At 62.9% G+C, this 13,481-nt stretch carries 16 protein-coding genes; 10 read left to right on the forward strand and 6 right to left on the reverse strand.

Annotated features, from left to right (window positions below):
- Positions 1-35 precede the first annotated feature (35 nt).
- Both AB8A27_RS09200 and AB8A27_RS09205 read left to right on the forward strand, forming a co-directional pair.
- Positions 36-212 carry a hypothetical protein gene (locus AB8A27_RS09200; protein WP_158550327.1) on the forward strand — a complete coding sequence of 59 codons (177 nt, stop codon included), beginning with the start codon at positions 36-38 and terminating at the stop codon, positions 210-212.
- A gap of 478 nt (positions 213-690) precedes the next feature.
- On the forward strand, positions 691-1,131 hold the full coding sequence (locus AB8A27_RS09205; RefSeq protein WP_441241639.1) for a hypothetical protein: 441 nt from the start codon (positions 691-693) through the stop codon (positions 1,129-1,131).
- 21 nt (positions 1,132-1,152) lie between these two features.
- On the opposite strand, the gene moaC is transcribed toward AB8A27_RS09205, so the two are convergent.
- The 4 genes from moaC to AB8A27_RS09225 form a co-directional block, all read right to left on the reverse strand.
- Positions 1,153-1,674 (reverse strand): cyclic pyranopterin monophosphate synthase MoaC, encoded by a 522-nt coding sequence (moaC, locus tag AB8A27_RS09210; RefSeq protein WP_441241640.1) that lies wholly within the window; start codon positions 1,672-1,674, stop codon positions 1,153-1,155.
- 2 nt (positions 1,675-1,676) lie between these two features.
- Positions 1,677-2,483, reverse strand: a complete 807-nt coding sequence (gene trpC, locus AB8A27_RS09215) for an indole-3-glycerol phosphate synthase TrpC (RefSeq protein ID WP_441241641.1) — start codon at positions 2,481-2,483, stop codon at positions 1,677-1,679.
- Between the two features lie 7 nt (positions 2,484-2,490).
- Complete coding sequence (gene trpD, locus AB8A27_RS09220; protein WP_441241642.1) at positions 2,491-3,510, reverse strand: anthranilate phosphoribosyltransferase; 1,020 nt, start codon at positions 3,508-3,510, stop codon at positions 2,491-2,493.
- Positions 3,511-3,628: 118 nt separating this feature from the next.
- The gene (locus AB8A27_RS09225; RefSeq protein ID WP_441241643.1) at positions 3,629-5,554 is read right to left on the reverse strand and encodes a SurA N-terminal domain-containing protein; all 1,926 of its coding nucleotides are present in this window, start codon (positions 5,552-5,554) and stop codon (positions 3,629-3,631) included.
- A 232-nt stretch (positions 5,555-5,786) separates the two neighbouring features.
- Between AB8A27_RS09225 and AB8A27_RS09230 the strand changes: the two genes are divergently transcribed.
- The 6 genes from AB8A27_RS09230 to AB8A27_RS09255 all read left to right on the forward strand — a co-directional run bounded on the left by AB8A27_RS09230 (position 5,787) and on the right by AB8A27_RS09255 (position 11,171).
- Positions 5,787-6,110, forward strand: a complete 324-nt coding sequence (locus tag AB8A27_RS09230; RefSeq protein WP_441241644.1) for a PepSY domain-containing protein — start codon at positions 5,787-5,789, stop codon at positions 6,108-6,110.
- Positions 6,111-6,126: 16 nt separating this feature from the next.
- Positions 6,127-6,714, forward strand: coding sequence for a general stress protein (locus AB8A27_RS09235; RefSeq protein ID WP_441241645.1), 588 nt, complete (start codon positions 6,127-6,129; stop codon positions 6,712-6,714).
- A gap of 91 nt (positions 6,715-6,805) precedes the next feature.
- Entirely contained in the window at positions 6,806-7,579 is a 774-nt protein-coding gene (tpiA, locus tag AB8A27_RS09240; protein WP_441241646.1) for a triose-phosphate isomerase, read from the forward strand.
- Positions 7,580-7,732: 153 nt separating this feature from the next.
- A complete protein-coding gene (secG, locus tag AB8A27_RS09245; protein WP_092142417.1) occupies positions 7,733-8,113 on the forward strand; it encodes a preprotein translocase subunit SecG in 381 nt (126 codons plus the stop codon).
- 166 nt (positions 8,114-8,279) lie between these two features.
- Positions 8,280-9,911: a CTP synthase gene (locus AB8A27_RS09250; protein ID WP_092142420.1), complete on the forward strand. Its 1,632-nt coding sequence runs from the start codon at positions 8,280-8,282 to the stop codon at positions 9,909-9,911.
- A 219-nt stretch (positions 9,912-10,130) separates the two neighbouring features.
- Positions 10,131-11,171 (forward strand): histone deacetylase family protein, encoded by a 1,041-nt coding sequence (locus AB8A27_RS09255; protein WP_441241647.1) that lies wholly within the window; start codon positions 10,131-10,133, stop codon positions 11,169-11,171.
- 22 nt (positions 11,172-11,193) lie between these two features.
- Here the strand turns inward: AB8A27_RS09255 and AB8A27_RS09260 are convergent, their stop codons facing one another.
- Positions 11,194-12,135 carry a GlxA family transcriptional regulator gene (locus AB8A27_RS09260; RefSeq protein ID WP_441241648.1) on the reverse strand — a complete coding sequence of 314 codons (942 nt, stop codon included), beginning with the start codon at positions 12,133-12,135 and terminating at the stop codon, positions 11,194-11,196.
- Positions 12,136-12,310: 175 nt separating this feature from the next.
- Here AB8A27_RS09260 and AB8A27_RS09265 point away from each other — a divergent pair, with 175 nt between their 5' ends.
- Both AB8A27_RS09265 and AB8A27_RS09270 read left to right on the forward strand, forming a co-directional pair.
- Positions 12,311-12,631, forward strand: coding sequence for a DUF3817 domain-containing protein (locus AB8A27_RS09265; RefSeq protein WP_441244864.1), 321 nt, complete (start codon positions 12,311-12,313; stop codon positions 12,629-12,631).
- A complete protein-coding gene (locus tag AB8A27_RS09270; protein ID WP_441241649.1) occupies positions 12,628-13,047 on the forward strand; it encodes a CopD family protein in 420 nt (139 codons plus the stop codon). The genes AB8A27_RS09265 and AB8A27_RS09270 overlap by 4 nt, the downstream gene beginning before the upstream one ends.
- A gap of 77 nt (positions 13,048-13,124) precedes the next feature.
- Here AB8A27_RS09270 and AB8A27_RS09275 read toward each other — a convergent pair whose 3' ends face one another.
- The gene (locus tag AB8A27_RS09275) at positions 13,125-13,439 is read right to left on the reverse strand and encodes a PAAR domain-containing protein (protein ID WP_441241650.1); all 315 of its coding nucleotides are present in this window, start codon (positions 13,437-13,439) and stop codon (positions 13,125-13,127) included.
- Positions 13,440-13,481 lie beyond the last annotated feature (42 nt).

Below are 13,481 nucleotides of genomic sequence, written 5' to 3' on the forward strand. Positions count from 1 at the left end.
ATCACATCGAAAGCCTTTGATTAAAAGGATTTGGAATGTCGATTGTGGTCGGATTGGTGATGGTGGTGCTGCTGCCCGCTGCGTGGTTGCTGGTCAAACGATATGAGCGTCATCTTAATGCGCAGATCGGGCCGTGGATTGTCAGCGAGATGAAGCCGCAGCGCAGCCGGCAACATCTCGCGCGCGAGCATCGTGATGACAGCGATCGCTGAAATCCGCCCCTATTCAGGTTACTGCAAAACTTACAATGCGCGCGCGTAACTAAGTAGTGCGTATTAACACTTGGCCTCGTCCTGCTCGGTAGTGCTGATCCCGCCATGATCGCCAGCCTGGATGTCTCATCCTCCGGTTGGTCGTTTGATGTGGCCCGGGACCGCCGCCAAACACCCCCCATGTCGCGCGCGGTCCCGGTTTTTGTTCGTGCCCACTCGGTAGGCGCGCTCTGGCACCTTCAGGAGGAGTGAGCGTCGTACTCGCTGCCAAGATGGCTGCGCAGCGGCAGCAGCTCGATGAGTGAATGCGCGATCTCGAACAGTTCGCGACCTCGTCGAAGCATTGCGACCGATGGCCGAGGGGGGGGCGATGATCAAGTGACGGTCACTTGTTCGATGTCGCTGGCGATCACCAGGAATTATTTGCGGCAACCGGGGTTCTGAGGATAGGGGCCCACACCTGCGACAGGAGTGTGCCATGCTCAGGAAAATGTTGATCGGACTTGCCACAATTGCGGCCATCGGCATGACATCCGTGCCGATGGATGCTTCCGCGCGCGGCGGCGGCGGACACGGCGGTGGTGGTGGCCACGGGGGTGGTTTCCACGGTGGTGGTGGTTTCCACGGAGGTAGCTTCCATGGCGGCGGTATAGCCATGGGCGGCATTCGCGGCGGCGGATTTGGCGCAACTCGTTTCGCCGCCATGCCAGGCGGAGCACGCTTCGCTGTGATGCCCAATCGAGGCTTCCACCACTTCGGTCACCACAATCGCCACTTCCGGAATTTTGCCCCGTTTGCGATCGGCTTCGGTTCGTCCTACGCCTATGCGGGCTATCCGTATTACGACGACTGCTATGACGTTATCCGGGTGCGGACTTATCACGGCTGGCGATGGCGGCGCGTGTATGTCTACGGCTGATGCCGGGCGACCGCGGGGTATTCAATTCGCGGCGTTGTCCGTCACCAGATAGTGCCCGGACTTGCCGCCCTTTTTCTCGACGAGGTGTATACCCTCGATGCGGACACCGCGCTCGACGGCCTTGATCATGTCATAGATCGTCAGGCATGCGACGGAGACGGCCGTCAGCGCTTCCATCTCGACACCCGTGGGGCCCGTAACCTTCACCGACGCACGGACGCGGCAGCCCGGCAGCTTCTTGTCGGGCGTGATGTCCAGCGTGACCTTCGACAGCGCCAGCGGATGGCAGAGCGGGATCAGATTCGATGTGCGCTTTGCCGCCATGATGCCGGCGATACGTGCCGTGCCAAGCACGTCACCCTTCTTGGCGTTGCCGGAGACGATCATGTCGAGCGTCGCCTTGCTCATGATCACCAGACCTTCGGCCACCGCGATGCGTTCGGTCGCCGGTTTCTCAGATACATCGACCATGCGGGCTTCGCCCGAGGAATCGATGTGGGTGAGGGTCGGGGCCTGCTTCGATTTTTTCGCCTTGCCGGCCATGATCAATGCGTTCCGTTCGCGCGCTTGAGCAGCGTTTGCGTTGCCGCTGTCACGTCCGCCTGCCGCATCAGGCTTTCGCCGACCAGGAAGGTGGAAATGCCGACGCGCTCGAGGCGTGCGAGATCGGCCGGCGTGAAGATTCCGCTCTCGCCAACCTTCAGACGATCCCGGGGGATCATCGGCGCGAGCGTTTCGCTGGCGGTCAGTGTGGTTTCGAAGGTGCGCAGGTTGCGGTTGTTGATGCCGATCATCGGCGAGCGCAGGTTCAGTGCCCGCTCCAGCTCCGGCTGGTCGTGGATTTCGATCAGCACGTCCATGCCGTGGTCGATGGCGGCGTCTTCGATGTCGCGTGCCTGTGCATCGTCGAGCGCAGCCATGATGATCAGGATGCAGTCGGCGCCATGGGCACGCGCCTCGACGACCTGATAGGTGTCGAACATGAAGTCCTTGCGCAGCACCGGCAGTTTGACGGCGGCGCGGGCGGCGACCATGAAGTCGAGATGCCCCTGGAATGACGGCGTATCGGTCAGGACCGAGAGGCAGGCGGCGCCACCGGCCTCATAGGCCTTGGCCAGCGTCGGCGGGTCGAAGTCCTCGCGAATGAGCCCCTTGGACGGCGAGGCCTTCTTGATTTCGGCGATCAGCGCGAACTCGTTCTTGTCGAGCTTCTTGTGGATCGCGGTCATGAAGCCGCGCGGCGCCGGCGCAGTCCTGGCCAGCGCTTCGACGGAAGCGAGCGGATGCGCGCGCTTGGCGGCCGCGATTTCCTCGCGCTTGTAGGCTTCGATCTTGGTCAGGATGTCGGACATCGTCGTCTCACACCTTGGCGTTGGAGACGGTGACCAGTCGCTTCAGCTTCTCCAGCGCAGCACCGCTGTCGAGCGACTTCTGGCCGAGTGCCACGCCTTCCTTCACGTCCTTGACCTTGCCAGCCACGACCAGGGCCGCGGCGGCATTGAGCAGCGCGACATCGCGGAAGGCGCTCGGCTTGCCGTCGAGGACGGCCTGCAGCGAGGCCGCATTTTCCTGCGCGTCGCCGCCCTTCAGGGAATCCGGACCGGTGCGCGGCAGACCCGCGTCCTCGGGTGAAATCTCGAAGCTGCGGATGTTGCCGTTTTCCAGCGCTGCCACGAAGGTCGGGCCGGTGAGGGTGATCTCATCGAGGCCATCGGAGCCGTGCACGACCCAGGCGGATTCGGAGCCGAGATTCTTCAGCACCTGGGCCAGCGGCAGCACCCATTGCCGCGAGAACACGCCGACCATCTGCCGCGTGACGCCGGCAGGATTGGACAGCGGTCCGAGCAGGTTGAAGATGGTGCGGGTGGCGAGCTCGACGCGGGTCGGGCCGACATTCTTCATGGCCGGATGATGCGCCGGCGCGAACATGAAGCCGATGCCGGTCTCCTTCAGGCAGCGGCTGACATCGTCGGGCGTGAGATCGATCCTGACGCCGAGGGCCGCCAGCACGTCTGCCGCGCCAGAGCGTGACGACAGCGCACGATTGCCGTGCTTGGCAACCGGTACGCCACAGCCGGCGACGATAAAGGAGGCGCAGGTCGAGACGTTTACGGAGCCGGAGCCGTCGCCGCCGGTGCCGACCACATCGACGGCGCCGGGCGGCGCGTCGACCCGCAGCATCTTGGCGCGCATCACCTCAACCGCGCCGGTGATCTCGTCCACGGTCTCGCCGCGCACGCGCAGTGCCATCAGCAGGCCGCCCATCTGCGACGGCGTGGCTTCGCCCGACATCATGCTGTCGAAGGCCGCCGAGGCTTCCTCACGCGAGAGGGAGGCGCCTGTCGCGACCTTGGCAATGATTGCCCTGAGATTGTCCATCGGATGCTTTCAGAGTGATGCACATGTCATTGCAGGCGACATCTGCGACGAAGCCATCCAGCCTTTGCTTGTTGCTTCTGGATGGTTTCGCTGCGTCCGCAATGACGATGTGGGTTTCCTAATTGGTGTTGCTGTTCGCGGCGCCGGTGGCGATCGCAAGGGCTTCTGCGTTGATCTTGGTGCCGATCTGCGTCTCGAGCCTGGTGACATACTGCGCGACCTGCTCATCGGTCAGCCCGCGCTGCAACGTCTCCTTCAGCTTCTTGGCGTCTTCGGAAGCCATGTCGACCGCAGGTGCGGTGACGTCGGTGATCCGGTAGACGATCCATTCCGACGGTGTGGCGCCCGATGTCGTATTTTGGGCCTGTCCGGCCGAATCCTTGACGCCGCGGAAGACAGACCGGATGACTCCGGCGGAGAGAGCCGGATCGCTCGTGTCGCGCTTGAACGGCGCGGAGGTCACGACCTTGAGGCCGGCTGCGGCGGCTTGGTCGGCGAGCTTGGCGCCGGCTTCGAGTTTCTTCGCCATGTCGACGGCCTTGTCCCGCAGGCGCGTGGTGATCTGCTCTTCGCGCCAGCGTGCTTCGACCTGCGGCTTCACTTCGTCGAGCGTGCGGTCGCGCGCCGGTGTAACGCCGAGCACGTCGTACCAGATGTAACCTCCGCCGGCCTGCAATGCGTCGTTGTCGACGCCGACATCGCTGTTGAAGGCCTGGGTCACGACATCGACGCCTGTGGGCAGGCCTGCGACGGGCTGGCCGTCCGGCGCACGGCCGGAGCGATCGACGGCCTCGATGGTAACGGCGGTGAGGCCGAGCTTCTTGGCGGTATCGACCACATTGGCGCCGCCACCGCGTTCGTCCTCGATCTTGTTATGCATGTCGGACACGACGGCACGGGCGCGCTCGATGGCAATATCGCGCTTCAGGTTGGCGGCAACGCTGTCATAGCTCGGCGTCGTGCCGGCCTGAACCTTGCCGACCTTGACCAGCGTCACGCCGAACCGTCCGGTGATCGGCTGGCTGATGCCGTCCGGTGCCAGCGAGAAGGCAGCATTGGCGACGGAGGGATCGATAATGCCCGCTTTGGCAACCATGCCGAGATCGATGTCGGAAGCGGACAGACCGCGTTCCTTGGCGAGGTCCTCGAACTTGAACGTATCGTTCAGCCTGGCGCGGCCCGCTTCAGCGTCCGCTAGGTTCGGGAAGACGATCTGCGAGATCTGGCGCTGCTCCGGCGTGGAGAGCTTGTCCTTGCGTTCCTCGAATACCTTCCTGGCGTCGTCGTCGGACACCGTCGACCACTTGGCCATCTCATCGGGCGTCAAGGCGAGGAAGGCGATCTTGCGATATTCGGGGGCGCGGAACTGGGTCTTGCGCTCGTCGAAATAGGCGGCGAGGGCTTCGGGCGAGGGCGCCTCAATGGTCCCGGCCTGCGCAGCATCCAGCTTCACGTAGTCGATGGTGCGGGTCTCGTTCTGGTAGCGGCTCAGCGCCTCGATCATCGTCTTCGGCGGTTCGACGCCTGACGTGACGGTGCCGGCGATCTGGCGGCGCAGCGAGACCTTGCGCTGTTCGGCGATATAGCGCTGTTCGGTGAAGCCAAGCGAGCGGATCAATTGCTGGAAGCGCGGTGCGTCGAAGCCGCCGGTCGGGCTCTGGAAGTTCGGATCCGCAATGATCTGCCGCATCACCTCGGCGTCACCGACACCGAGACCCTTGCGACGCGCGTCTTCATCCAGGGCCGCTTCGGCGACAACCTGTTGCAGGACCTGGCGGTCGAGGCCGAAAGCGCGGGCCTGATCCGAGGTCAGCGGGCGGCCGAACTGGCGGCCGATCTGCTGCAGCTTGTCGTTATAGAGCTGGCGGAACTGCTCGGTCGTGATCTCGGTCGAGCCGATGGTGGCGAGCTTGGACTGCCCATAGCCCTTGAACGCGTCGGCAATGCCCCAGATGCCGAAGCTGACAATCAGCACGCCCATCACGACGGCCATAATCGTCTTGCCAATCCAGTTGGATGACGCTTTGCGCATTCCTCGAAGCATAGGGTCTTCTTATCTGTCAGGAGGGGAATCGGCTCGCACCAGCAGCCGGGGGCCGGAGGGCGTCGCCAAATAGAAGGCGCATCATAAAGTGGCAAAAGCCGGGTCGCAACCGGCTGGGACGGGGCGGATTGAAGCGGTTTCCGGCGCTATCGCGAGGCATTAGCGGCATAGGGAACTTTCCGGCCCGCTGCCGCTTTGTTGAGCGAGGCGTTCAGGCCTGCCGGGAGTGATCATGCGGATCGGTTGGCGATCGGGAGTAGCCGCCTGCGGCGTCTGGATGGCGTTGACGCCGGCAGGTGCGCAGCAGAATCCGGCGACGCAAAATCCCACTGTGACCGAGACTACGAATTCGAAAGCAGAGACGCCGCCATTTCCCGGCGCCAATAGTTTTACCGAAGGACAGGCTCGCAAGTCTTTGGAGTCACAAGGCTATGCTGAAATCTCGCCGCTTGTGAACGACAGCCAGGGCATCTGGCGCGGCACCGCGATGAGCGGGTCCAAGAAGGTCCATGTCAGTGTCGATTACAAGGGCAACGTCTCGGCGAATCCGGAATGACGGCGGGGATAGCGCGATGAGCAAGGTGACGATCTCCCGGCTGTTCGACGACTACGCGGACGCACAGAAGGCCGTGGTCAGTCTGCATGAGGCTGGTGTGGCCCAGGACGACATCAGCATCATCGCGAACAACGCCGACAAATGGTATGCGCCCGACTATGCCGCAGGCGCCAGCAAGGGTGCCGCGATCGGTGCCGGCTTTGGCGGGGTCGGCGGACTATTGGCTGGTCTCGGACTGCTGGCGATTCCCGGCCTCGGGCCGGTGGTCGCGGCGGGATGGCTAGCCGCTGCAGCGACCGGCGCGGTGGCGGCAGGTGCTGCCGGCGGCGTAATCGGGATGCTGGCCGAAGCCGGCGTCGCCGTGAACGATGCCGAGGTCTATGCCGAGAGCATCCGCCGCGGTGGCAGCCTCGTCAGCGCCAGGGTCGAGAAGGCGGACAAGGACAGGCTGGAGGCGCTGCTGCATCCATCTTCGGTCGATATTGCCAAGCGCCGCAGTGATCTGGCCTCAACGGGCTGGAGCAAGTTCGATCCCTCGGCCCCGGACCTCACGGCTGAGCAGATCAAGCAGGAGCGCGGGTTGCGGGTCACGAAACCTGCCTGAACTCCAAGTCTGCCTGAACTCCAAGTCGGCTTGAGCTGATGGAGCGCCTCTGTTAGCTCAAACAACCTCTTTCAAATGACAGGATATCCTCATGACTGATGCCGTTCGGCCGCTGATCGCGGGCAACTGGAAAATGAACGGCCTCAAGGCGTCGATGACCGAGTTCGAGGCGATCCTGCGCGGTGCGCCGGATGTACTGGACAAGGCAGATCTTTTGGTCTGTCCGCCGGTCACGCTGCTGGCGAATTTCGCGTCGAAGGCATCGAGCTTTGGTCAGGAAGGGAGCCATGTCGTCACGGTCGGGGCGCAGGATTGTCACCAGAAAGTCTCAGGAGCGCATACCGGCGATATCGCGCCCGAGATGCTGGCCGATGCCGGAGCGACTGCTGTTATCGTTGGACATTCCGAGCGCCGCGCCGATCATGGCGAGACCGATGCCGTGGTTCGCGAAAAGGCGCTGGCCGTCTGGCGCGCCGGGCTCACTGCCATCGTCTGTATCGGTGAGACCCAGGCCGAACGTGATGCCGGCAAGACCCTCGATGTCTGCGGCACCCAGCTCCAGGGCTCGCTGCCGGACGATGCCACTTCGGGCAACCTGATCGTGGCCTATGAACCGGTGTGGGCGATCGGCACCGGATTGACCCCGACAGCCCAGGATGTCGAGCAAATTCATAAGTTTATCCGCGATCGTTTGACTGAACGCTTTAAGAATGAGGGGGCCTCGATCCGCATCCTGTATGGCGGTTCGGTCAAGCCATCCAACGCCAGGGAGTTGATGGCGGTTCCTCACGTGAACGGTGCGCTGGTGGGTGGCGCCAGCCTGAAGGCGGCCGATTTCCTTGCGATCGCGGCGGCCTGCCCCTAACTCCCACGGAATGCTGCAATTTGCAGTCCGGACCGGTCGGCGCGGGGGTGACAATCCCCCGGTTGATCGTGTAGACACCGCTGGATTCAAACCCCGCAAGCTCTCAGACTGCAGCCGGCGATCGGCGCTGCGTGCTTGCGATGGAAGGACACGATGCAAAGCGTCATTATCGTTATCCACCTCATGATCGTCGCGGCCCTGATCGGGGCGGTGCTGCTGCAGAAGTCCGAAGGCGGCGGCCTGGGCGTCGGTGGCGGCGGCGGTGGCGGTTTCATGTCCAGCCGCGGTACGGCGAACCTGCTGACCCGCACCACCGGCGTCCTTGCGGTGGGCTTCTTCCTGACCAGCCTGTTCCTGTCCTGGCTGGCGACCTATGAGCGCAAGCCGACGTCGATCCTGCCGGGCTCGACCGCGCCGGTCTCGCAGCCGGGTTCGCCGCTCGCTCCGCCGACTTCGGGCGGTCTGCTGGATACGCTGAAGAAATCCGACGAACAGCAGGCTCCTGCAGCGCCGGCACCGCCACGCTCGCAATAAAGCAGAGGGGCCATGCAGGACGGGGACTACCGTCCTGCATCAGCAGATCCCATCAAGGGGCTGCAATCATTTCGTTTTTCTAGTCACCCACAGCCTCACCGAAACTCGGCTGACGGCTGCGATTCGTTTTGGCGAATCGGCATCGGAGCTTTAAAGGTTAAGTCCCATGGCGCGGTACATTTTCATCACCGGCGGCGTGGTTTCCTCGCTCGGTAAAGGTCTGGCATCAGCGGCGTTAGGCGCGCTGTTGCAGGCGCGTGGCTACAAGGTCCGGCTTCGCAAGCTCGACCCCTATCTCAACCTCGATCCGGGAACGATGTCGCCGTATCAGCACGGCGAAGTGTTCGTGACCGATGACGGCGCCGAGACTGATCTCGATCTCGGCCATTACGAGCGTTTCACCGGACGGCCTGCCACCAAGCAGGACAACATCACCACCGGGCGCATTTATCAGGACATCCTCACCAAGGAGCGCCGCGGCGACTATCTCGGCGCCACCATTCAGGTGATCCCGCACGTCACCAACGCCATCAAGGACTTTGTCCTGTCGGACAATGACGGCTACGACTTCGTGCTGGTGGAGATCGGCGGCACTGTCGGCGACATCGAAGGTCTACCGTTCTTCGAGGCGATCCGCCAGCTGCGCAACGACCTGCCGCGCGGCGACACCGTCTTCGTGCACCTGACCCTGCTGCCGTATATTCCGAGCGCCGGCGAGTTGAAGACCAAGCCGACCCAGCATTCCGTCAAGGAGCTGCGCTCGATCGGCATTCAGCCGGACATCCTGCTGTGCCGCTGCGACCGTGACATTCCCAAGGAAGAACGTCGTAAATTGGGGCTGTTCTGTAACGTGCGCGAAAGCGCCGTGATTGAAGCCCGCGACGTCGACAACATCTATGCGGTGCCCGAAGCCTATCATGTCGCCGGCCTCGACGACGAAGTGCTGGCCGCATTTGGCATGACGCCGAAGGCGCTGCCCGAGCTGAAGACCTGGAACACCATCAACGAGCGTATCCGCCATCCGGAAGGCGCGGTGACCATCGCGATTGTCGGCAAATATACCGGCATGAAGGATGCCTATAAGTCGCTTACCGAAGCGCTGTCCCATGGTGGCATCGCCAACAAGGTGAAGGTCAATCTCGACTGGATCGAGAGCGAGGTGTTCGAGAACGAGGATCCGGCGCCTTTCCTCGAACACGTCAACGGCATCCTCGTGCCCGGCGGCTTTGGCCAGCGCGGCGCTGAAGGCAAGATCCGCGCGGCGCAATTCGCCAGGGAGCGCAACGTGCCGTATTTCGGCATTTGCTTCGGCATGCAGATGGCGGTCATCGAAGCCGCGCGTAATCTTGGCGGCATCAAGGACGCCAACTCCACAGAGTTCGGCGAGACCAAGGAGCCCGTAGTCGGCCTGATGACCGAATGGCTGCGCGGCAACGAGCTGGAGCAGCGCTCCAAGGCCGGCGATCTCGGTGGCACCATGCGGCTCGGCGCCTATCCGGCGACCCTGACCAAGGGCAGCAAGGTCTCGGACGTCTATGGCGGCGCCCTTGAGATCTCCGAGCGCCATCGCCATCGCTACGAGGTCAACACGGCCTACAAGGACCGTCTCGAAAAGCACGGGCTGAAATTCTCCGGCCTGTCGCCGGACGGCGTGCTGCCCGAGATCGTCGAATATGAGAACCATCCGTGGTTCATCGGCGTGCAGTATCACCCCGAACTGAAGTCACGCCCGTTCGAACCGCATCCGTTGTTCGCTTCCTTCATCAAGGCGGCGGCGGCGCAGAGCCGGTTGGTGTGAGACTGTCGGGCGGATTAGGCAAAGCCGCAATCCGCTGGCGGCATGTGTGGGCGGAAGGACGGCGGATCACGTTTCGCTAATCCACCCACGAATGAGTCGCCCATGTCGCTGTGCTCATGAGGGCTGCGCAGACTGCCGATTGATCGGCAGAAACCAATCATGCGAATGATCCCTGAGGCGTCGGTCGGCTGACCGGCCGAACGGACAGAGGGACGATCCATGCGCGCTTTCTATCACCCTGACCAGGCGATCCATTCGCCGCAGCAATTCATGCGCTACGGCCGTTTTGTCCCCATCAAGGATTCGCCTGTTCGCACGGAGCGACTGATCGGCGCTTTGGCGCGGCACGGGATCACGCCTGAAAAGCCGGCCGAATACGGTACCGCGCCCGCGCTGACGGTGCATACCCCGGCTTACGTGCGTTTTTTGGAAACCGCGTGGGAGAACTGGGCGCAACTGCCCGACCATGGACCGGAAGTGTGGCCGCAATATTTCCCCTATTGGAGCGGGCGCCCGGAAGAGGCTGCACGGCGGGATTGCCCGGCAACCGGATTTATCGCGCAAGTGGGATGGTATCTCGGCGATCTTTCGGTGCCGATGGGCCCCGATAGCTGGCGTTCCATTCTGCGCTCGTCGGAAACAGCGGTTACTGGCGCCGACGCCATCCTCGGCGGGGACCGCGCCGCCTACGCGCTGTGCCGGCCGTCCGGCCATCACGCCCGCGCCGATCGCGGCACCGGTTTCTGTTACCTGAACAACAGTGCGATTGCTGCGCAGCGATTGCGCAGCCGCTTCGGCAAGGTGGCGATCATCGACGTCGATGTTCACCACGGAGATGGCACGCAGCAGATTTTCTATAATCGTCCAGACGTGCTGACGATCTCGGTCCACGGCGACCCCACGAATTTCGTGCCGTTCTATACGGGCTATGCAAGCGAGACCGGACATGGTGCCGGCGAGGGCTTCGATCTCAACCTGCCGCTTCAACCCGGTGCTGGTGGCGCCGAGATGAACGCAGCGCTCGACACCGCAATTGCGCGCATTCGCGCCTTTCGCGCCGATGCCCTTGTGGTGGCGCTCGGCTTCGATGCCCATCGCGACGATCCGATCGGCATCCTGAAGCTTGACGCCAAGGACTTCGGGAGCGTGGGGAGCAAGATGAAATCACTCGATCTGCCGACGCTCGTCGTGCAGGAAGGTGGTTACGGGATCGATGCGATACAGGACTGCCTCGATGCGTTCCTGATCGGCTTCAGGTAAGCATTCGTCCTGCAAGCGCGTGTCACGCAGCCTTGAAGCGGCGCCGATAGCTCGCGGGGCTGACACCGGTCATGCGACGAAAGCTGGATCGGAACGTGACGGTCGATTGAAAGCCGCAGGCAGTCGCGATCTGGTCGACATAGGCTGTGCTATTTTCCAGCAGTTCCTGAGCTCTGCGAAGCCGCGCTTTCAGAAGCCACTGCATCGGCGTGATGCCGAGCTGCTCGCGAAAACGGCGGGCAAAGGTCCTCTCGCTCATCCGTGCACGCGCGGCCATCTTGGCGACGGTCAATGGCCGGTTCAGTCGGCTCGCCATCCATTCGAGATGCGGCGCCAGCGAGCCCGTCGAATTCGGAGGCGCGTGCTGGATGAATTGCGATTGGCCGCCGTCGCGATCGAGCGGTGCGACTGCCAGACGGGCTGCATGCGCCGCGACGGCCTGGCCGAAATCGCGCCTGACGAGATGCAGACACATGTCCATGCCGGCCGAAGCGCCGGCTGATGTGATGATCTCTCCCTCATCGACATAAAGGACGTTCGGATCGACTGAAATATCCGGGTATTGCTGCGCGAACTGCTCCGCGCAAAGCCAGTGTGTGGTTGCGCGACGACCGGACAGCAGGCCGGCTGCCGCCAGAATGATCGAGCCGGAGCAGACCGAGGCGATCCTTGCGCCGCGCTTGCTCGCAAGCCGCAGCGCGAGCAGGAGCTGTTGCGAGATCGGCGCGAAGGGATCGTCGATTCCCGGCACGATTACGGTATCCGCCCACTTCAGCGCGTTCAGCCTGAACGGAGATTTCAGGCTGAAGGCAGGCGCGCGGATTTCCGGGGCCTCTCCGCAGACGCGCACCTCGTACCGCGCTCGCCCGTCCGGATCGTGCAGACGTCCGAACACCTCGCAGGCGATCGCGACGTCGTAGGGAATAACGCGTTGGGGCACCACGATGCCGACCTTGTGAACCATTGTCTGTCCGTTCCGATTGCTCGGCTTCCACATTAGCACATGTTGGCAGAAATCGATCGCTTATAGGCAAAAGCGCCACTGGTGCCGTCCGCATGACGGCACTAGTTTTCGCGTCACAATTGGCAGTGAAGGCGCGGCTCCGTTGGTGAGCGACCAGGGATCGAAATTGATCGACATGCATGTGACGATGCTGCGCAGGCTCAAGCTGGCCTCGGTGCTTGAAGGAACGACCCTGATACTGCTCGTTTGTATCGCAGTGCCGCTGAAATATGTCTGGGAGTGGCCGCTGGGCGTGCGGCTGATGGGTCCGGTGCATGGGATCGCTTTTCTCGCCTACTGCTGGCTTTTACTGGAGACTGTCGGCGTGGGGCTTTGGCTACGTCGCGAAGCTACTCTTCTGCTGCTTTCCGCCTTCGTGCCGTTCGCAAGCATCCTCAGCATCAAACTGGTCGAGCGGGAGATCCGGGCTGGTAGCGGCGAGGCACCGGGCCGATGATCTTCGACGGGTATACCTGGCTGAAGGCGCTTCACGTCGCTGCAGCGCTGTTGTTCGCCGGCGGCGTGCTAGCGATCTCCATTGCCCTCGCGATCCTGGCGAGGATGCCAGGTCAAGCGGAACGGTTTGCTGCCGCAGCGCGGCGTTATGACCGTCTTGTCACAGTGCCTGCGATGCTCGCGGTGTGGGCGTTTGGTATCGGTGTCGCGCTGAGCGGCTCTTGGTTCGGCAGCGGATGGCTGAATGCGAAGCTGCTCATCGTTGTCGTGTTGTCCGGGATTCACGGTCTGCAGTCGGGGCAGCTCCGCAGGGCGGCGGCCGGCGATGTGGTTGAAGTGCGCTGGACCATGCCGACGATCATTGCATCGATCGTGATGATCGCGGTTCTCGTTGTCGTAAAGCCGACGCTCAACTAAGCACTCGCGCAGTGATCCGTGGCCCGAATGCCGGCCGCCCGTCGCGCTTATGACGAAGAAGGCATGTCCGATCAATCCTACTTGCAGCCCGACGTGCTGTCTCCGGCACGGGCCATCGGCTTGCCGTTGATGAACACGCCGGTGCTGCCCGAGATGGTCTTGCCGCCGCATTCGGTGCTGCCGCCAACGACGGCTGCAGGCTTGCCGTTGATATAGACGCCCTTTGCGCCCTCGATGATCTTGCCGTCCGTGGTGGTGTCGCCGACGCGGGCTGCCGGCTTGCTATCGACCGTCACGCCGGTTGCGCCCGACGTGATCTTGCCAGGCTGTTGAGCGGTGGCAGACACGATCAGTGTTATCAGGGCGACTAGCGACAGAAGAGGCTTTTGCATCGTGGATCCAAGTCGGTTGCGTCACAGGCGGCATGATGTAAG

Source organism: Tardiphaga sp. 768_D3_N2_1 (assembly GCF_052076105.1).
Lineage (GTDB): Bacteria > Pseudomonadota > Alphaproteobacteria > Rhizobiales > Xanthobacteraceae > Tardiphaga.

Coding starts and splice junctions, on each gene's coding strand:
- AB8A27_RS09225 (WP_441241643.1), bottom strand. CDS start 5,554: ATGCTTCGAGGAATGCGCAAAGCGTCATCCAACTGGATTGGCAAGACG.
- AB8A27_RS09230 (WP_441241644.1), top strand. CDS start 5,787: ATGCGGATCGGTTGGCGATCGGGAGTAGCCGCCTGCGGCGTCTGGATG.
- tpiA (WP_441241646.1), top strand. CDS start 6,806: ATGACTGATGCCGTTCGGCCGCTGATCGCGGGCAACTGGAAAATGAAC.
- AB8A27_RS09260 (WP_441241648.1), bottom strand. CDS start 12,135: ATGGTTCACAAGGTCGGCATCGTGGTGCCCCAACGCGTTATTCCCTAC.
- AB8A27_RS09200 (WP_158550327.1), top strand. CDS start 36: ATGTCGATTGTGGTCGGATTGGTGATGGTGGTGCTGCTGCCCGCTGCG.
- moaC (WP_441241640.1), bottom strand. CDS start 1,674: ATGGCCGGCAAGGCGAAAAAATCGAAGCAGGCCCCGACCCTCACCCAC.
- AB8A27_RS09205 (WP_441241639.1), top strand. CDS start 691: ATGCTCAGGAAAATGTTGATCGGACTTGCCACAATTGCGGCCATCGGC.
- AB8A27_RS09265 (WP_441244864.1), top strand. CDS start 12,311: ATGCATGTGACGATGCTGCGCAGGCTCAAGCTGGCCTCGGTGCTTGAA.
- AB8A27_RS09255 (WP_441241647.1), top strand. CDS start 10,131: ATGCGCGCTTTCTATCACCCTGACCAGGCGATCCATTCGCCGCAGCAA.
- secG (WP_092142417.1), top strand. CDS start 7,733: ATGCAAAGCGTCATTATCGTTATCCACCTCATGATCGTCGCGGCCCTG.
- AB8A27_RS09250 (WP_092142420.1), top strand. CDS start 8,280: ATGGCGCGGTACATTTTCATCACCGGCGGCGTGGTTTCCTCGCTCGGT.
- AB8A27_RS09235 (WP_441241645.1), top strand. CDS start 6,127: ATGAGCAAGGTGACGATCTCCCGGCTGTTCGACGACTACGCGGACGCA.
- AB8A27_RS09275 (WP_441241650.1), bottom strand. CDS start 13,439: ATGCAAAAGCCTCTTCTGTCGCTAGTCGCCCTGATAACACTGATCGTG.
- trpC (WP_441241641.1), bottom strand. CDS start 2,483: ATGTCCGACATCCTGACCAAGATCGAAGCCTACAAGCGCGAGGAAATC.
- trpD (WP_441241642.1), bottom strand. CDS start 3,510: ATGGACAATCTCAGGGCAATCATTGCCAAGGTCGCGACAGGCGCCTCC.
- AB8A27_RS09270 (WP_441241649.1), top strand. CDS start 12,628: ATGATCTTCGACGGGTATACCTGGCTGAAGGCGCTTCACGTCGCTGCA.